Raw genomic sequence first — 18804 nt, 5'->3', positions numbered from 1 at the left:
GGATGCGCCGGCGAGAACTCCTCGCTGGACTGGGTAGCGCGGGCGTAGTCGTCGGTGGCGGCGCCGCGGCGGTGTACGGGCTCCCGTCGGTCGATCGCCTCCTCAACCAGAACGAGGACGACTCGCGCGAACCGATCGAGATCGAGACAATCGACGCGCCCGGGAGCGACGCCGGAACGGTTTCGGTCCCCGATCTGGGTCGTGTGACGTTTGTCGATTTCTTCGGCACCTGGTGTGGGCCCTGTATCGAACAGATGCCGGCGCTCAGCGAGGCCGCCGCGCAGTTCGGCGACGAGGTCCTGTTCTGTTCGGTCACCAACGAGTCGATCTCCGAGTCGGAACTGGCCGACTGGTGGGACGAACACGGCGGGAGCTGGACGGTGGGGATCGATCCCTCGGCTGAACTCTCTTCGGAATACCCCGGCGGCGTGCCTCGGGCCGTCGCCCTCGACGACGGTGGTGTCGTTCAGTGGTCCAGTACTGGGACCAAGAGCGCCGACAAACTCGTCGACGGGATCGAACAGGCAATCGCGGAAAGCGACGTCGAATCGGCATGATCCCCGACGCGTCGCTACTCACGCCGCTCGCCTTCGCGCTGACCGCCGGGATCGCGACGTTCTTCTCGCCGTGTTCGTACCCCCTCTTACCGGGGTACGTCGGCTTTTACGTGAGTCAGACGGAGGGCGACGAGGCGTCCCTGTCCGGCGCACTCGTCCGCGGTCTCGTGGCCGGGCTCGGCGTCCTCGGGACGTTCGCCGCGCTTCTGGTCGCCGCCTACTGGATCGGCCACTCGCGGCTCTCGGGGATCGTTCTTTTCGAACCGATCGTCGGCGCGATCCTGATCGCGTTCGGGGTGTTGATCATCTTCGATCGGGCGCCCTCACTCTCGGTAGCGTTACCGAAACGCCGCTCGAGCGTGCTCGGGTTCGCGATCTTCGGTGCGGGCTACGCGCTGGCGGCGGCGGGCTGCGTGGCGCCGTTTTTTATCGGCGTCATCGCACAGGCGCTCTCGCTTCCGCCGGTCTCGGCGGCGCTGGTCGTCGGCACCTACGTCGGCAGTATCGTCGTGTTGATGGTTTCGCTGACCGTCGCGACGGGGATGGGTCTGATCGCCAGTGCTGGCCGACTGGCCGCGTATAGCAGACTGCTCGAGCGACTCGCGGGCGTCGTCATGGTCGTCGCCGGAGTCGGCCAGTTGTTCCTCGCCGTCGTCGTCCTCGACGTCATTTCGTTGCCGGCTGTGCCGTGGTAGCGGCCGACGTGGTCCCAAGCGTTCGTCTTCGCCGTCCCCATTCACACGCAAGGCTAGCCGTCGTTGCGCTCGTGGCCCTCCCTAGGAAGGATGGACTCCAAACGACCCGACGTTCGATTGGACGACTCGCCCGACGAAGAAGGAATCGTGACGAAACGGGACGACTCGTCCGCGACGTCGCAGTCCGATTCGCTGCTCGAGCGCCTGCGCAGTCTTTTGGGACGGTAGCCGCTGGATTACGGCTCCTCGAGCAATCCGAGATCGTCGGCGGCCAGATCGGCGATACGGTCGGCGATGTCGGGATCGACGGTCGCCACGTCCTCGCCGCCGTGGAGCTGCGCATTGTGTCGCTCGACCGCGTCGGCGACGTCTGCCAGCGACACGCGGGAGGTCGTCTCGCACTCGGGGCAGACGATCGGTACCTGCGGGTCGTCCGAGTCGTTCGGAGCTGTCATGTCCCCTACTCTCGAGCGCACCGTCAAAATCGCACTGGTTGGGTGTCGATCGGAACGGGCGGCGTCAGCCCGTCCGCCGGGCGGCGACGAGCGCTGCGACCGTCAGTGCGACGACGACTGCGGGGACGCCGAACCCGGGCATCTCGCTGCTCCCGTCGTCATCGTTCCCGTCGTCGCCGTTCGTCTCGTCCGCGGGCGACGTTTCGGTCTCGTTGGCGGGATCGCTGGTATTCTCGCCGTCGGTCGCATTGATGCCGTCGCTGTCGTTCGTACCGTCGTCCACGGCGGAGCCGCCGTCGGCACCCGTCACGTCGCTATCGAGCTGGAGGACGACGATGACCTGGCCGTGCGAGCCGTTGGGTTCGTAGGTCCAGCCGCCCCCGGCTTCCTCGTAGGGCTCGGCGGCTTCGAGCGGGTCGATGTCCGTCTCCCACGTGTCGTGGGCCTTCTGGATGTAGCCGACGACCTCGATCTTGTCGGCGTGCTCGCCGCTGACTCGCGCCTCGCCGTACTCGATCGTCGCGTCCTCGGGGTGGCCGTGCATCTCGATGGTGTGGGAGTCCATGTAGCCGTCGCCCTGCGGGAGGTCGTCGGTCGTGCCGAACTGGTCGGCGTCGAGCGGTCGATCGTAGTGCTCGGTCAGCGGAAGCCGGACGGTTATCGGATCGGCGTGGGAGTGCCACGACACCGTCTCGCCGGTCGGGATCGTGATGGTGGTGTTGGGAACCGTCTCGCCGACGATCGGCTCGCCCGCCTCGTTGAGCAGCGTCACGCCGATCTTTCCGGAGCCGTCGCCGAGGTACGGCGACCGGTACTCGTCCCGCGGGTTGACGTAGCTGACCCAGTCTCCGTTGCTGGCTTCGTAGTACAGTTCGCCTTCCTCGGGCGCCGGCTCGACGTACGCCTCTTCCGAGACGTTTTGCGCCGTGTCGTCTTCCTGTGCGTTCGCGCCGGCCGTCGCGTCCGCCGCGGGAGCGCCGCTCGCCGCAGCGATCATCCCGACCGCGCCGAGCGAGCCGACCAGCAGAAGTGCGACCAGCCCGGCGGCGACGGCGTTTCGCGACGGCATCATGCGTCGCCCTCCGCGCGAGTCGCGATCGCCATCGCCATCGCTGGTTTGTTAGTCGCGTCTCCGAACGCCGACGATTCGCCCGCTCGAGGCCTCGAGCGGGACCGCCGTGGTGCGTGTGAACAGGGTTGTGTCATCGACCCCGACTTCCACAGTCATCGGTTTTTATATGAATCCCGTACCTGAACGTTAGGAATGTATACGTGTCAACTACCGATCGGTAGCCGGTGGTTTACACGCCGTTGCAGCCGCCGAGACGGGCGATACGGCTACGGTGATTCCGGGTCCGCTTGCGTCCGCGGGCCGAACCGACTTCGGGATCGAGTCCGTACGCCGTCCGATGCGCTTTCGATCCGCCGCCGGCGAGACCGACCCATCGACGCGTGAATCGCCACCGGACGCGACCGACTCCTCCTCGAGTGAGTCGCCCGTCCGAACGTTCCTGTTCGTCGCCGCCGGGGCCGCCGCCGTCGCGTACGCCGTCTCCCGACTTCGCTCGTCGGGCGACGATGGGGGCGTCGACGCGTCGCTCGAGACGGTTCGCGATCGGACCGCGGCCACCGTCCCGGACGCGGTCGAGGAGCGAGTCGCTGCGGCCGTGCCCACGGAGTCACAGCCGATTCCGATCGGCGTCCGCGGGTCCGACGACGGCGAGGGTTCCGAGGGGGCCGACAGCGGCGCGGAGTTCGCCGATACCGGCGACGCCGCACCGATCGACGAGTCGGACGTCAACGCCGACCTCGCCGACGAGCCGTCGCCAACCAAGGTCTCCTCGGGAACCAGCGAAGAGATCCAGGACAAACCGGCCGAACCGGGCGAGATGGCGGTCGACGAGGACGTCGAGGAACTGGTTGACGATGTGGATGGCGAAGAAGCGGACGCTGAGGAATCGGAGACGGAGGAGTCGGGGACGGACGAGTCGGAGCTGTCAGAGACGGACGAATCGGACGCCGACGAGGAGTAGCGGTGTTCGTCGGTGTGCCGAACGCAGAGCGCGTCGTCTCCGCGATCAGATTTGTGCGAGATGCTCGAGTCCCTCGATCGGCCCTCGAAACGCCAGCCGGTCCTACCGGGAACGTGGTGCTTATCCGGGTCTCTCTCCTAGCGCGCAGTGATGAGTGAGGGCGACGTCGCGGCGTTTACGCACCTCGGATCGACCGTTCGCGGGGCGCTGTCCGAACGCGGTTTCTCGACGCCGACGGCACCGCAGCGACTGGCGATTCCGCCGCTGTCGGCCGGCCAGCACACGCTCGTGATCGCGCCGACCGGGAGCGGCAAGACCGAGACGGCGATGTTGCCCGTTTTCGACCATCTGGTTGCGGATGACGGACCGCCGGAGGGGTTCGGCGCGCTCTACATCACTCCGCTGCGGGCGCTCAACCGCGACATGCGCGAGCGCCTCGAGTGGTGGGGCGAGTACTTAGATCTCGAGGTGGACGTCCGCCACGGCGACACGACCCAGTACCAGCGGGGGAAACAGGCCGAGAACCCTCCGGACGTCCTGGTCACGACGCCGGAAACCGTCCAGGCGATGCTCACCGGCGAACGCCTTCGCGAGGCGTTGCAGGACGTTTCCCACGTCGTGATCGACGAGGTCCACGAACTCGCGGCCTCCAAGCGGGGGGCTCAGCTGGCGATCGGCCTCGAGCGGCTGCACGACCTCGCGGGCGACATGCAGCGGATCGGTCTCTCTGCGACGGTGGGCGATCCGGGGGAGGTCGGACAGTTCCTGACCGGCGGCCGTCCCTGCGAGATTCGGGAAATCGACGTCGGGAGCAACGTCGACGTCGCCGTCCGCAATCCGGAGATCACCGAGGAGGACGAGCGACTCGCGGGTGAACTGATGACCGAACCGGATACGGCCAGCCACGTCCGGCTGATCCGCGATATCGTCGCCGAGAACGAGTCGTCTTTGATATTCGTCAACACGCGTCAGACAGCGGAGGCGCTGGGCTCGCGGTTCAACGAGCTCGACCTCCCGATCGGCGTCCACCACGGCTCGCTCTCGAAGGAGGCCCGCATCGAGGTCGAGGACCGGTTCAAAGCGGGCGAGTTGGACGGGCTGCTCTGTACGTCCTCGATGGAGCTGGGGATCGACGTCGGCCGGGTCGACCACGTCGTCCAGTACAAGAGCCCGCGGCAGGTGACGCGGCTGCTCCAGCGGATCGGACGGGCGGGGCACCGACAGGACGAGGTCTCGAGCGGGACCATCGTCACGACCCGGCCGGACGACACGTTCGAGGCGCTTTCGATCGCTCGCCGCGCCCGCGACGGCGAGGTCGAACCGGCCGCGATCCACGAGGGGAGCCTGGACGTCGTGGCCAACCAGATTCCGGGGATCGTCCAGAGCCGCGGCGACACCCGCTTTCGGGAGGCCTACGAGACGATCACGCGCGCGTACCCGTTCCGCGACGTGCCCGAGGAGACGGTCCGCGAGGTCGCCTCGGAGCTCCACCGCAACCGGATCGTCTGGTTCGACGAGGGCGAGGACCGCCTCGAGACGACCGGCGGGACCTGGCAGTACGTCTACTCGAACCTCTCGATGATCCCCGACGAGGAGACCTACGAGGTCCACGACATCGCCTCGGGCCAACAGATCGGGACCTTAGACGAGCGGTTCGTCGTCAACTTCGCCCAGCCCGGCGAGGTCTTCATCCAGCGCGGCGAGATGTGGCGCATCGCCGAGATCGACGACGAGGAGGCCCGCGTCAAGGTCAGTCCGATCGAGGACCCCGCCGGCGAGGTGCCGTCGTGGATCGGCCAGGAGATCCCCGTCCCCGCCGCGGTGGCTGGCGAGGTCGGCGAGATTCGGGCCGTCGCGGAGCCGCAGTTATCGGCTGGTGCGGACGCCGCCGCGGTCGGCCGCGAGTTGTCAGGCCGGTATCCCGGCGACGAGTACACCCTGACCGAGGCCTGCGAGCAACTCGAGCGCCAGGTCGACGCCGAGTCGCCGATGCCGACGGCCGACCGGCTCGTCTTAGAGCGCCGGGGTCGGACCGTCGTCCTGAACGCCCCCTTCGGCCACACGGCCAACGAGACGCTCGGTCGCGTGCTCTCCTCGCTGCTCGGCCAGCAGGCGGGCGCTTCCGTGGGGCTGGAGACCGATCCCTACCGGATCGAACTCGAGGTGCCGAACTCGATCGCGACCAGCGACATCGTGGGCGTGCTCGAGGAGACCGATCCCGGCCACGTCGAGGCGCTCGTCGAACTCGGGCTGAAGAACTCCGACGCGCTGGCCTTCCGGTTGGCGCAGGTCTCGGCGAAGTTCGGCGCGCTCAAGCGCTGGCAGAGCAATGGCTCCGGCCGGCTCTCGAACGAGCGGCTGCTCGCGGCCCTGGAGGACACGCCGATGTACCAGGAGTCGATCCGCGAGGTGTTCCACGAGGATCTGGACGTCGAGCGGGCGAGCGCGGTCCTCGAGGGGATCCAGTCGGGCGAGATCGAACTGGTGACCCACCGCGGGCGGACGCCGGTCGGGCAGGGCGGCCGCTCCTCGGGCGGGAAGGAGCTGTTGGCACCGGAGAACGCCGATGCGAGCGTCATCAACACGGTCCGCGAGCGCCTGCAGAACGACCGGATCATCCTGCTGTGTACCCACTGCAAGGAGTGGAAGGTGAAGACGAAGGTCCGCCGCGTGGCCGACCAGCCCGAGTGCGGCGAGTGCGGTTCGACCCGGATCGCGGCACTGAACCCGTGGGCCGACGAGGTCGTCGACGCGGTCCGCGCCGCGGAGAAAGACGAGGAACAGGAGAAGATGACCGAGCGCGCCTACCGGTCGGCGAGTCTCGTCCAGAGCCACGGCAAGCAGGCCGTCGTCGCGATGGCGGCCCGCGGCGTCGGCCCGCACAACGCCGCCCAGATCATCAACAAGCTCCGGGAGGACGAGGACGAGTTCTACCGCGACATCCTCTCGAAGGAACGCGAGTACGCGCGCACCCAGTCGTTCTGGGACTGAGCCGATGCCGACCGCCGCTCGCTGGCGGCGGTGCGACCGATCCTGATCGAATCGATATCGACTCGTCGGTCGTTTCGAGCGCGAAGGGATTAGATTTCCAAGGGCTCGGCCGGCTCGCGAACCCAGCCCTTATTATCGGGACCGGCCAATGACGGGCAATGGAATCGGGCCCTCCGTCGGCGCCGTCCGCCGGAAATACGGACTCCCAGGCGTCCTCGAGCGTATTCGGTACCGGTGCCCTGCTCGATGCGGCGGACGTCGCCGCCGTTCGCGTCGGAGCGGACGGAACGATCGCCGCGGCCACCGACGCCTTCGCGTCGCTGACCGGCTTCGACCGCTCGGAACTGATCGGCACGCCGTTTTCGGAGCTCACGGCGGCCGACGATCCGACGCTCGAGTCGCTGGTCGACGACGCGGCCGACGCGGACCCGTTCTCGGAGCAGTTCTCGATTCGGACGAACGCGGAGACGACGATCGCCGTCGACGCCCACCTCGAGGTCCGCGAGACCGACGACGGACCCCAACTCGCGGGTATCGTCACCCGGCGGCCGACCGCCACGGAGTCGGTTTCCGACTCGGATCTCACCTACGGCCGGACGTTTCAGGCGCTGGCCAACGCGCTCCCCGACGGCATCATCATCCTCGATACGAACAGCGACGTCCAGTACGCCAACCCCGCCGTCGAACGGATTCTCGGCCACGACCCGGACGAACTCGTCGGCTCGAGCAAGGTCAACACCATTCCGCCGCGGCTGCGACAGGCCCACCTCGACGCTCTGCAGAACTACCTCGAGACCGGCGAGCGGAATCTGAACTGGACGTACGTCGAGTTGCCGGGCCAGCACAAGGCTGGCCACGAGGTCCCGCTGGGGGTCTCGCTCAACGACTTCACCTACGAGGGCGACCGCTACTTCGTCGGGCTCTTCCGGGACATCTCGCCGCGCAAGGAGGCCGAACGGACGCTCAAATCCAAGGTCGCCCAGCTCGAGTCGATCGCCTACCTCGGCCGCCACGCCTTAGAGGAGGGCGACGCCGACGACCTCCTCGAGAAGGCAACCGAACTGATCAGCGCGGCCCTCGAGGTCGACTGCTGCGTCGCCTTCGAGTACGACGCGGTCGGTCGCGGCGGCAGCGTGGCCGACGCCGGCGGATCCGCGCGGTCCGACGACGACGTCTTTCGGGTTCGCGAGGCCGTCGGCTGCAGCGAGGCCCTGCTCGACAGCGAGTGCGCTCGCTCGACGCTCACCGAGTCGCTGGCCGGCGCGACCCTCGAGTCGGACGATCCGATCGTCGTCGAAGACGTCGCGGCCGACGAGCGCTTCGACGCCCATCTGACCGACAACGACGTTCGGAGCGGCGTGGGCGCGACCGTCGGCTCGATCGCCGAGCCGTGGGGCGTCCTCGTCGTCTACGACGGCGAGCCCCGGGAGTTCGCCGACCACGACGTCGACTTCCTCGAGAGCGCCGCGACGATCATCGCGACCGCGCTCGAGCGCCAGCGCTACGAACGCCAGCTCGGCGAGACGGTCGACGAACTCGAGGCCTCGAACGAGCGCTTAGAGCAGTTCGCCTACGCGGCGAGCCACGACCTCCAGGAGCCCTTGCGGATGGTCTCGAGTTACCTCTCGCTCGTCGAGAACCGGTACGCCGACGACCTCGATTCGGACGGCGAGGAGTTCATCGCCTACGCCGTCGACGGCGCCGACCGCATGCGCGAGATGATCGAGGCCCTCCTCGAGTACTCCCGGATCGACACCCAGGGCGAGCCGTTCGAACCCGTCGATATGGACGCGGTCCTCGAGGACGTCCTGACGGATCTGCAGATGATGATCGAGGAGTCCGACGCCGAGATCGACGCCGACCCGCTGCCCCGCGTTCGGGGCGACGAGAGCCAACTCCGGCAGTTGCTGCAGAACCTGCTGTCGAACGCGATCGAGTACAGCGGCGACGAGCCGCCGCGGGTGGCGGTCACGGCCCGACGGTGCGGCCGGATGTGGCGGTTCTCGGTCGAAGACGAGGGGATCGGGATCGATCCCGACGACGCCGACCGGATCTTCCGCGTGTTCCAGCGCCTGCACAGCCGCGAGGAGTACGACGGAACCGGCATCGGGCTCGCGCTCTGCCGGCGCATCGTCGAGCGCCACGGCGGCGAGATCTGGGTGGAGTCGGAGCTCGGCGAGGGGGCGACGTTCTCGTTTACCCTGCCTCGAGCCGAGGCGGACGCGTAGCGGCTCGGGGACGGCGCCGGGAGCGTCTCGGGGAGAGCGTCGATACTGTTTCGGACGGTGTTCGAACTGGCGGGTCTCGGCGGTGACGCGGGCGATAGCGTCCCGGAGCGGCCGCGGGGCACCGTAACGGCCATACGAATCGATCGCGTGTATGCCCGTATGAACTTCGCTCCCGGGGCCTGGAAGTACGCGATCCCGGCCTTGCTCGCCGCGCCGTTCGCGTTGCTGTTCAGCGCGACGGTGAGTCTCATCGCCCTCGCGGTGGGGGCCGGCACCCTCGCGTTCTTCCGCGATCCGGACCGCACCCCGCCGCCGACGGGCGTCGTCTCGCCGGCCGACGGCACCGTCTCGGTGCTCCGCGAGGAAGGCGACCGCGTTCGGTTGGGCGTCTTCATGAACGTCTGGCACGTCCACGTCGTCCGCTCGCCGTTCGACGCGTCGGTGACGGACCTCGAGCACGTCTCCGGCGCGAACCGACCGGCGTTCTCGAAGGAGTCCGACCGCAACGAGCGGGTCCACGTCCGCTGTGAGACCGAGTCGTCGAATCTGCCCGACGCCGAGGAGAGGGACGACTCGAGCGACGGCGAGGATCCCCACTCGAGGCCCGACGAACCGGCCTTCGACGCCGAAGTGACGCTGATCGCTGGCGCCTTCGCCCGCCGGATCTTCCCCTACGTCGAGCCCGGGGACGAGATGGATCGCGGCGAGCGATTGGGGCACATCGCCTTCGGCAGCCGGGTGGACGTGCTCTTTCCCCCGGCGGTGGACCTCGAGGATATTTCGGTGGAAAAGGGCGACTCGATGACGGCCGGGGAGACGGTGGTGCTCGAGAGCGGCGCGCCGGCCGGCGGGAAGATCGATCTCGGGGCCGGTTCGGCCGTCGATTTCGGGGATCTCGAGGACGAGGGCGACGAGTCACCCGCCTAGTTTCGCTGCGATTTGCCGGGTGAACTGGATACAGAGTCTCAAACCCTTTTGATGCTGATGACAACGCCTAAGTTGATTATCCTATTAGGGATCTATCAGTAACGATGGGACAATTAGCGCGGAAAATAATGCGGGAGGACGAGAAGGAGAATTACGACGCGTATGTTGCTATGGGAAAAATTCAGTTGGGCGAAGAACTTTTTCGAGAATGATGGACATTCTAACACTTGATATAAGACGGGCTATTTCCACGAGGGAGCTTCGTACGGGACAGTAGAATACGTTTCACGGACCGGTCTCGGAATTCGTTTCAGAGATGAGTTCTCCGGGGGACGGTATTTCGGCCACAGATTTGTTTAGTACGTTGAGGACCTCTTCGGCTTGGAATTCTCGGTATCGCTCCTTTCCTGTCGTTTCTCGAATTATCCCGTCGCTCTCTAACCGATCGATAGCACTATTCGTAGCCGGATAGCTTCTGTCGGTTAATTCAGCGGCTCTCGAGACAGTGAAGACGGGTTCCTCGAAGATCGCATCAATGAGTTCCCTGACGGAGGGGCGCGCGTCTCGATATCGCTGTTCGTACCGATCTCGAAGATCTAAGATCAGCTTCGCTCGACTAAACGCCTCGTCGGCTTGCTCCCTCATTCCCCGCAAAAAGAACAACAACCAGTCTTCCCAGCAATTCTCTTCGCTGACCGCCAGCAGTAAGTCGGTGTACTCGTGCCTGTTTCGTCGAATGTAGGAGCTCAGGTAAAATAGCGGATGCATCAGTATGTCTGCGGCGAGTAACATCAGGACGATGAGCAACCGACCGACGCGGCCGTTCCCGTCCAAAAATGGATGTATCGTTTCGATCTGGTAATGGAGAACGCCGATATCAATTAGATCGGGATACTCTCCCTCCGACTGCATATACTCCTCAAAATTCTCCATTTTCCCGGTTGCGATCTCCGGCTTCGGCGGTACGAACCGTATCTGTCGACCGAAATCAAGATCCTCCTCGATCCAGATGTACTGGTCTCGATACTCGCCCGGGCGGGGGTCTTCGTCGTCCGTTCGTCCAGATTCCATCAACGACTCGTGCAACGACTTGAGGTCCTCGTTCGAGAGATGCTCCCGTGAGTGACCGCTTTCGCGGAGCTCGTCGGCAGCTTCCTGTAGCGCACGCACGTAATTCCGAGCTTCTCGCACGTCCTTCGAGTCCGCGTCCTTCCGCAGCATATCCGAGACGGTGACCTGTGTCCCTTCGACCTGCGACGATTGCTCCGCCTCCTTGAAGACGAACAATCCGAGCGCCGTATCAGGATCCTCGATTTCACTGAGAAACCCGTCCAGCCGTCCCAACGAATGCATCGCACGGCCGTGTGCCCGAACCACGTCTGCGGAAAGATCGAGTTCCGGAGGGAGATCGTTCGGGAGATAGAACTTCGCCGCGGGAAGCTTGGCCGCACTGTCGGCGGGCAAGTACTTCCCAGGCGCGGGCTCGTCGACGAGATATCCCTCTTTCATTAGACCACTTCAGGGCCGCTGTAGTGAAAAGAATTCCGGGATTCGTTACATTAGAACACCCGATATCTCGCTGAGTAAAGGCTCTGCTCAGTAGCTTAATCGAGAGGATGAACTCTGCGGCTACGTAAAGCAGTAGCCTGATTCGTTACTCAAGAGGGGAGAAGCTCCTTCGTCGCGGCCTTCAGATCGCGGAGCGACATCGCGCCGCCGCCGATCAGGTAGACGGTACTCGGATTGGACAATCCGTCGGCGATTCGCCGGAACTCGTCTTCGATGTATTCGCGTCCGAACGTCGGTCTCATGCGGGAAGCGTCACCTCGTAGTCCGCTGCTAGTTCTCGGAATTCGGTCCAGTCCGGGAGGCGGTCGCCCTTGGTGTCGCCCTCGGTCTCGAGATACCGACACAGGGCGTCGATTTCGTCTTCGAGTCCGTACGTCGTCGCCCGATCTCGGAGTTCGTCCGCGTCGACGTCGACGCGACTGAGCAGAAGCAGGCAGTAGGAGCGGTGGCGAGTGTCGTCGTCGATCAGGAGCGTGTGACAGCACAGGTCCGCCGGCGGGATCGATTCCAGATCGTCGGCGTAGAAGTAGTAGCGACGATCGGGCAGCAGGAACTGGAGGTCGAAGGCCGCGAATCGGGCGAGGCCGGTCTCGTGAAAGCCGTCGGCGTCGATCTCCGTCGCGGTCTGGGCGAGGAACTCGTCGTGGTCCCCCCAGAGAACCGTTCCGCTCGGCGCGACCGCCTCGAGTCGCTGTCGATGGAGATGGTGACCGAGTTCGCGGGCGAACTCGTGGAGTCGGTCGAAGTCCCCGTTGAAGCTGTAGGTTCCGTTGTCGCTGCCGACGAGCCCGCGGTCCCGGAGGCGCGCGAGCACGCGGTTGACGGTGTTGCGGTAGTTGTCGCTCCGCGCGGCGATGTCGGCGACCGTTCGCGGTCGATCCAGGTAGTAGCACACCTCGAGGGCTTTCCCGGCCAGTAGCTCGGGGAAGTCGATGTGGGAGTACTGCCGGACGAGATCCCGGTACACTGCGACCGCTTTGGTGTCGGAGGGTCTGACCCGCTTTCGGCGGCCGTCGCGATCCGCGTAGAGCAGGTTCTTCGCGGCGAGGTCCGCGACGACTCGGGAGACGTAGCTCTCGCTGTACTCGAGTCTGGCCGCGAGGTCGGCGATCGTATCGCCCCGTTCGATTGCGGCGAGGGCCTCGAGTTCGCTGCCTCGGAGCACGGTGTAACATTGTACGAAGGTAATTTATAAAATGGTTTCGTGTATTGTTACAGCCGGGGGAGGGTACGCGGCAGTGCTCGGATGGACCGAGAAAGCGAAGTCCTGTCGTCCAGTGCTAGATCACTCGACGCACGAGGGCCATGAATTCGTCAGGATCGGCCGGTTTGGTGAAAAAGTCGTTCGCGCCGAGCTCGTCCAGTTCGGGAGCGGCGTATTCCTCGGGCACGCTGGTCAAGACGGTCACTTGAAGCCGTTCCAGTTCGGGATCGCTCCGAATTTCATCGAGGATCTGCGTGCCGTCTACTTGCGGCAGGTTCAGGTCGAGCAGCACAATGTCCGGGTGCGGAACGTCGGCGAATTCGTTCCGTCGGTGCAGGAAGTCGAGCGCCTCCGTTCCGTCTCTCGTGATGTGAAGGGTACTGTCGGTCCCCTGAAGTGCTTCTTCGACCAGCCGCACGTCTCCTGGATTGTCCTCGACTAAGAGGATCTCCGCGCTCTCCGCAGCCCCTTCACCCATGTCACCGGGTTCGGGGCAGACGGCAAAAAGGGGGTATCTCGGTTCAGTTACGTTTGCGGGCTCCATCCAAATTTAGCTGAGTTTCTCGTTTTCCTGTCTCACAAGTATTCTTAGAGCTGCTGTAACGCTCGTTGTTATCGGCATCTCTGGGGGAGTAGCGGCCGGAATGGACTGCGAGAACGCTGTTTCGACGTCCCGCCCTCCGAGCGAGTCCTGCTCGTTGGACGTGGTAGTAACTCGACATTTGTAGTTGTCGGGCACTGTCTAGTTAAGCGGTTCATGTATCTACCGGCGTTTTAGCGTCTGCTTCGGCGTCGTAGTGAAAGCGGATATAGTCACGCTTTGTGAGAAGTATGCTGAAACAGCTGGATTTTCGCCGCTCATGGAACAGTGTGTCGTTGTATCAGGCTATAGATAGTGATGTCACAGCTGATGCCACAACTTCATCATCTCTCAGTCCTGCGGTTTTCCTTATCTAGACAGTGCCAGTTGTCGAATACGTCTCGAGGGGTCACTGGAGAGCCGTAGCCGGGCACGTTATGTGGTATCCACAAGACAACCTACTGATGTCTACGAACTGTCATCGCTCGTTCGGGAGCAGAAGAGAGGGAGAATGAAGGCTGGGTCTTGCAACCGAGATCACGAATACTACTGATCTGAGTACTAGATATCGTCAACTGAATAACACCGGAAAATTACGGTACTACCAAGTGGTGCTTGACAATGACACTCTTCGTTTTCCTCAGTCGCTACCGCCAAGTTGCTTTCGTGTCTGTCATGAATTCAAGTGACCATTCTGCAAAGAACTCGAGATCGTCGACTCCGATATCAGCGGGGATTTCAAATAGTACTACGTAGGTTTCCGATTCACCTGCAGAAAGTGAGATCCCAAAGGAATTGAGTTGAGACCCGTCAACGGGGTTTACTGGACCAGAGATTCCCTCGAAATAACCGGCTTCATATTCATTTGTACTATTTGAGAGAGTAACCGAACGTCGACCGAAACTATTGACTGATGAATTCGTTCTATTTTTGGCCTCAATTTGAACGATTGCGAATTGCTCGTTGGACTCTGATTCTACACGCTTCATTCCATCATACCGCTCATATTCATACCACTGCGTCAGAATTGGCTCGCTGACTGTTATATATGCGTTTTCTGGAGATGGGGTTTGGACTGTTTCACCGAATTGGTGTTGTGCACCCCCGATAGAGAAACGTAGTGCAACTTCTTCAGATTCTATCTCGAGGAGACCGTCACCGATCGCTCTCGGAGTGATAGTCGTCGTCCACATTTCCGTGTCACCAGCAGCGACTTCTTGCTCGATCTGCCCAGAATCAGACTCAATGGGAAGATCGATTTCGTAGTCTGCAGAGTATGTTCCAGCTGTTCCGCCCTCGTTGGTTATCGACACGGCGACTTCGGAGTTTTCACCAATCCGAACTGGTTCTGCAACACTTACAGAGGATACCTGAAGATCTGGGAGTTGATCCGGCTCGATTGCAGTGGTCCATCCGTATCGATCAGAGTCATCAAAGGAATCACTCCAGGCGATCGTGATTTCCGAAAGGGAACGCGGGACTTCGAAGAGGATCCACCCCTCTTCAGCGACACCTGGATGAACGTTGGTCTGGCCGTAGTATAGCTCTCCAGAAACGGGTTCGACTATCGTATCACTGCTAAACGGATCGGAAAACGCATCGAACTGGTCGGTTCCTGCAAGTAGATTGAATTCGTCCCTATCTGGGAGATTTCTCGTTCCATTTGAGATGTTTTTGGCGGTCACAGAAACAAGAACGGCAACTTTCGAACTACGGTCCAATAGCGATTCAGATTCTAGTGTGATGGAGTTGCTCAGTTCAATTTCGTCGAGACCGATTTTGACTCCATCATTAGTTACGTAATCGTCGAAAGAGCGTGTTTCATCACTATCGTCAGAGGCCGTCGAATTTTCAGATGAATCCGTATTATCTGAGGGATTTGGATCGTTCGTAGAATTTGGATCCTCTGAGGAGGTACAGCCGGCAATAGTGGCTGCTGAGATCACACTGAGATATGCACGACGTTTCATATACCTTGATTAGATAGAACTTTTATAGGAATTGTGGCATTGGGTTCGTTGCGTAGATACAAGAGCGACTCCCTGTCTCAGTTCCATCTGAAATCGTATAACGTGGCAACTGGCGATCAAGCAGGCGGGTCACTCTCGGCTTACAGTGTGTTTCTCGAGGTTTCGACGCGTTCGTCGTAGCGCTCGGTCGAATTCGTGACTGTCGGCCCAAGTGATCGCAGTCTGACTCACCTGGCGACGAGGCAGGTTGTCGGCATGACGGACTACTGATTTGGTATTGGGGTCGCCAAGGCGACAGCGCCAAAAAATTACAGCGCCCCATTTCTACCTCCGCACAGCGGATCTCCAGTTGAAGCACACGAAACGATGGTGATTTACAGTTAACGAGGGGATTTCAAAAGAGGAAGTAACAAATGATCACAGGTTTCTATACGGCACTCGCGACATCTGCTAGCGTCTTCATTGGTATCCTCACCGCGTTGCTCGCGAGTAACCTATCGAACCTCAACGTTCAACGAGAACAGATTGAGCGACGTATTGAGACAATCGATTCCCGGCTTACGAACTTAAACACTCAGTACGAGCATTTTAGAGACACACTTGAGGAGATTCGAGACCAAGAGGAAGCTAGCCAACGTCGTGAGCAAGCACAAGACGAAGTAGACGAATTTCTTGAAGATTACGTCGGTAACGAGTTTGACATCAACCCAGACGATCTTACGCCCTCCAGACTACAACGCGAATTTGTGGAATATCTCGGTGTAGATCGTCTCAATGAGGAACAACACGATGTTCTTCAGGAGCATTTTGAGGACGTTCAGACAGCATTAACGTCGTCTTCTGGATTCATGGGAAATGCACCACCTTCCGCTCCTATAGATTCAGAGATTATGGCAAGCAATCATCAGATAGAACACCAATGGCAGATTCATACTGAAGAACGGTTTAACCGGAACTATCGTCGATGGATTCAGACAATGACTGAGATTCAATCTCTCCGAGATGAGCGTCAACGGCTTGTCAGCCGTTACGAGTCCTTAGATCCCTCTCGTATCAGGGCGATTCTTCGAATCACGATAGTTACAATTATTATTTCTGTTGGTGTACCACTAGTTGCTTACTTGTTCCGAGTATCAGAAGTTACTATTGCTCAAGAACTCCCACTGTGGATTGAACCCACATCTATATTTGTGATATGGGCTTGTGGTCTCATTTTTGTATTCAAGCACCTCAGAGAGCAACTCAACGAGGGAGACGAGAACTTACCTAACGAGCCGGATATCACATTAGACGAAGATGCATCGGAGGCCAGATAATCCCATAGATCAGGGCGCCAAAGATTGCCCCTAAGGGGGCAGGGTAATTGCGCGGCGCGCAGAGCGCGCGCCGCGCTCGCGAAAAATTGAGCTGGCCGATACCGGACGTCAGAACGGACCTACCCCGCTGATAGCCACAGACGGGACCTCGATAACCCGCTTTGCCGAATCCGCTTAGGAGGGGGATCTGACGGCCAATGTAGTAAGGCTTAGAATATAGAAACTACTATTGAAGAGATATAATAGAAACCCAATTTTAATCAGTCACTCAAGAGTTGTTCGCATATGACGGATGAAGGCATTTCGGAAGAAGAAAAAGAAGACTCAAAATCTCCCGAAGACGGTTCTCCCGAGGAATCTCCCGAAGACGATTCTCCCGAGGAATCTCCCGAAGACGATTCTCCCGAGGAATCTCCCGAAGACGGTTCTCCCGAGGAATCTCCCGAAGACGGTTCTCCCGAGGAATCTCCCGAAGACGATTCTCCCGGAACTGGTTCAGAAGAGAGTAAAGACGAACTGCATCTAACTCTGTACGGCGCATTTAACCTCGGTTGGAAATTGCAGTATTTACGTCAGGCAGGATATAATAGATATCAGGTTTATTCTGGAGAAGACAACTATGTCATATCTGCATTATCAGAAGTAAGGGATATGTTAGATACAGTTGGATCATCCCCTGCAGTGAAGAGTGATATTAGATCATTTGAAAGCGAACTTGAAAGAGAATATATTGAATCTGAAGAGGATCCTTCTGAAAGTGATGACGATGAGTCTTCGGAAACTAATGATGAAAATAATACTTCTGAAGACAACGATAATAGCGACGATCTCCCTACTCTATCAATTCCCTATGGGAATAGATTAGCGAATAAGGTGGAAACTTGGCGGACTGTTCTAAGATACGAATTAGCTGAGCAGCGGAGATTCACGATTTCTGATGCTCCGATAATAGATATTGAGGAAATATTGCGATCTCCTGACCACCTATTTGAAGATAATATGTGGGAGGAACTTCCTGAACAGACAAAACAAGACTTGCACGAAGGATGTTCAGCACTTGCAGCAAACTGCCCTACAGCAAGTGTTATAATGGTCCTGAGAAGTATTGAGTATATTTTACGCGAATGGTATAAGCAAGAGTTAGATGAAGAAGCAGCTGATGATACCTGGGGAACTGTCTTAGGAAAATTACAAGGTGAATTTAACGACAGAGGAGAAGATCCAGATGTTTTATCGAATTTGGACTATTTACGTAGAAAAAGGAATGAAGTTAACCATCCAAATAGATCACCGTCTCTTCACGAAGCAGCGGTAACAGTTGCAATGGCTTCTGAGACAATAAGCTCCATGATGGAATATATTGAAATAGACGACGAATTAGAAATAGAGGATCAAGTATAGGCAGGTAGAAATTCATAAAATATACGTATATTTTTAACCTTGTCCTCTTGCTCTCTTCGATTGGATGTCGATAAACCCACTTTTCGGAATACATACACTTTCTAGAATTTCATGTGCACCTCCAGTTAAGCGACGGCCCACCCAGCGGGATGCTGTTTTCTCTACTTGGTGTTGTAGTATTCTCCGATGTTACGGACGAAAAGAATGGGTCCGTGTTCACAAACAGTTTTGAAGTGATGAGACAGAATCTCAATTATCGGTCGGCAAGTCGCTATGAAGTCTCGGTAGTTGCCTCGAGCTCACTGGCATCAAGTTCCTCGTTCAGATAGGCTTCGCCCTCGTCAGTAATACCGTAGAGGCCCCGCGAAATCCGCTTGAGAAGCCCATATTTTGCAAGAATCGGACAGCGGTTTCGAGCGTAGCCAGCTGTGGGCCCACCGAGATCTTCAATGGCTGTTGGAGTCAAATTCCCGTGTTCGCGTATCAACTCGAGGATTCTGTCGTCCGAGCGAACCATCCACTCCGCGTCTTGACGCATCTTGGTCGTAAAATCGAAAGCACTGACCATACGCATACTGGTTGTGAGCATTATGTGTCTATTAGAGTTCTACAGCATATCTTCGACACCTATGGCTGACGACTAATCAGTAAATTATATTGGAAGTCAACGAGACGTGGCTATTGACCTGGCTCTTTCGGACTAAAAGGTCCGGCGTGTCCCAGCACGCCGGGGGTCGGGTCACTCTACCCAGAGGTTTCCGACCATGCGAAACGAACGCTCGAGGGGTCAAAGAGATTACCCCACAGATGACGGCACAGCCGGCCGTTCGGACGGCCGCGACGAGACTGTTTCCTCACGCCACGCACACTCGCAGCGT

The 18804-nt window shown here is 60.0% G+C and carries 16 protein-coding genes; 8 read left to right on the top strand and 8 right to left on the bottom strand.

Annotated elements, in window-relative coordinates; all coding sequences use genetic code 11:
* Positions 1-2 precede the first annotated feature (2 nt).
* Both C477_RS16160 and C477_RS16155 read left to right on the top strand, forming a co-directional pair.
* Entirely contained in the window at positions 3-557 is a 555-nt protein-coding gene (locus C477_RS16160; RefSeq protein WP_008895597.1) for a TlpA family protein disulfide reductase, read from the top strand.
* Positions 554-1252 carry a cytochrome c biogenesis CcdA family protein gene (locus tag C477_RS16155; RefSeq protein ID WP_008895596.1) on the top strand — a complete coding sequence of 233 codons (699 nt, stop codon included), beginning with the start codon at positions 554-556 and terminating at the stop codon, positions 1250-1252. Before C477_RS16160 ends, C477_RS16155 begins: the two co-directional genes overlap by 4 nt.
* Positions 1253-1488: 236 nt before the next feature.
* Here the strand turns inward: C477_RS16155 and C477_RS16150 are convergent, their stop codons facing one another.
* Together C477_RS16150 and C477_RS16145 are read right to left on the bottom strand one after the other, a co-directional pair.
* Complete coding sequence (locus tag C477_RS16150) at positions 1489-1707, bottom strand: hypothetical protein (RefSeq protein ID WP_008895595.1); 219 nt, start codon at positions 1705-1707, stop codon at positions 1489-1491.
* A 64-nt stretch (positions 1708-1771) separates the two neighbouring features.
* Positions 1772-2779 carry a PGF-CTERM sorting domain-containing protein gene (locus C477_RS16145; RefSeq protein WP_008895594.1) on the bottom strand — a complete coding sequence of 336 codons (1008 nt, stop codon included), beginning with the start codon at positions 2777-2779 and terminating at the stop codon, positions 1772-1774.
* 337 nt (positions 2780-3116) lie between these two features.
* Between C477_RS16145 and C477_RS16140 the strand changes: the two genes are divergently transcribed.
* From C477_RS16140 to C477_RS16125, 4 genes are all read left to right on the top strand, one after another.
* A complete protein-coding gene (locus C477_RS16140; RefSeq protein ID WP_008895593.1) occupies positions 3117-3740 on the top strand; it encodes a hypothetical protein in 624 nt (207 codons plus the stop codon).
* 150 nt (positions 3741-3890) lie between these two features.
* Positions 3891-6731 (top strand): DEAD/DEAH box helicase, encoded by a 2841-nt coding sequence (locus tag C477_RS16135; RefSeq protein WP_008895592.1) that lies wholly within the window; start codon positions 3891-3893, stop codon positions 6729-6731.
* Between the two features lie 158 nt (positions 6732-6889).
* The gene (locus C477_RS16130) at positions 6890-8959 is read left to right on the top strand and encodes a PAS domain-containing sensor histidine kinase (protein WP_008895591.1); all 2070 of its coding nucleotides are present in this window, start codon (positions 6890-6892) and stop codon (positions 8957-8959) included.
* Between the two features lie 159 nt (positions 8960-9118).
* A complete protein-coding gene (locus C477_RS16125) occupies positions 9119-9886 on the top strand; it encodes a protein sorting system archaetidylserine decarboxylase (protein ID WP_049914592.1) in 768 nt (255 codons plus the stop codon).
* A 285-nt stretch (positions 9887-10171) separates the two neighbouring features.
* Here the strand turns inward: C477_RS16125 and C477_RS16120 are convergent, their stop codons facing one another.
* From C477_RS16120 to C477_RS23615, 5 genes are all read right to left on the bottom strand, one after another.
* A complete protein-coding gene (locus tag C477_RS16120; RefSeq protein WP_008895589.1) occupies positions 10172-11395 on the bottom strand; it encodes a Fic family protein in 1224 nt (407 codons plus the stop codon).
* 149 nt (positions 11396-11544) lie between these two features.
* Positions 11545-11697, bottom strand: coding sequence for a hypothetical protein (locus tag C477_RS23845; RefSeq protein ID WP_008895588.1), 153 nt, complete (start codon positions 11695-11697; stop codon positions 11545-11547).
* Entirely contained in the window at positions 11694-12620 is a 927-nt protein-coding gene (locus C477_RS16115; protein WP_008895587.1) for a MarR family transcriptional regulator, read from the bottom strand. The genes C477_RS23845 and C477_RS16115 overlap by 4 nt, the downstream gene beginning before the upstream one ends.
* Positions 12621-12735: 115 nt before the next feature.
* Entirely contained in the window at positions 12736-13137 is a 402-nt protein-coding gene (locus C477_RS16110; protein ID WP_008895586.1) for a response regulator, read from the bottom strand.
* Positions 13138-13886: 749 nt separating this feature from the next.
* Positions 13887-15185 carry a hypothetical protein gene (locus C477_RS23615; RefSeq protein WP_160168021.1) on the bottom strand — a complete coding sequence of 433 codons (1299 nt, stop codon included), beginning with the start codon at positions 15183-15185 and terminating at the stop codon, positions 13887-13889.
* A gap of 437 nt (positions 15186-15622) precedes the next feature.
* On the opposite strand from C477_RS23615, the gene C477_RS23610 reads away from it, so the two are divergent.
* Positions 15623-16525 carry a hypothetical protein gene (locus C477_RS23610; protein ID WP_152423338.1) on the top strand — a complete coding sequence of 301 codons (903 nt, stop codon included), beginning with the start codon at positions 15623-15625 and terminating at the stop codon, positions 16523-16525.
* A 285-nt stretch (positions 16526-16810) separates the two neighbouring features.
* On the top strand, positions 16811-17926 hold the full coding sequence (locus C477_RS24325) for a hypothetical protein (RefSeq protein WP_083870305.1): 1116 nt from the start codon (positions 16811-16813) through the stop codon (positions 17924-17926).
* Between the two features lie 271 nt (positions 17927-18197).
* Here C477_RS24325 and C477_RS16100 read toward each other — a convergent pair whose 3' ends face one another.
* Positions 18198-18515: a PhiH1 repressor-like protein gene (locus tag C477_RS16100; RefSeq protein WP_008895584.1), complete on the bottom strand. Its 318-nt coding sequence runs from the start codon at positions 18513-18515 to the stop codon at positions 18198-18200.
* Positions 18516-18804: the final 289 nt, after the last annotated feature.

It is taken from the genome of Haloterrigena salina JCM 13891, from assembly GCF_000337495.1.
GTDB lineage: Archaea > Halobacteriota > Halobacteria > Halobacteriales > Natrialbaceae > Haloterrigena > Haloterrigena salina.
Note: the sequence above shows the minus strand (reverse complement) of the source record. Positions and strands in the feature narration are given on the sequence as shown.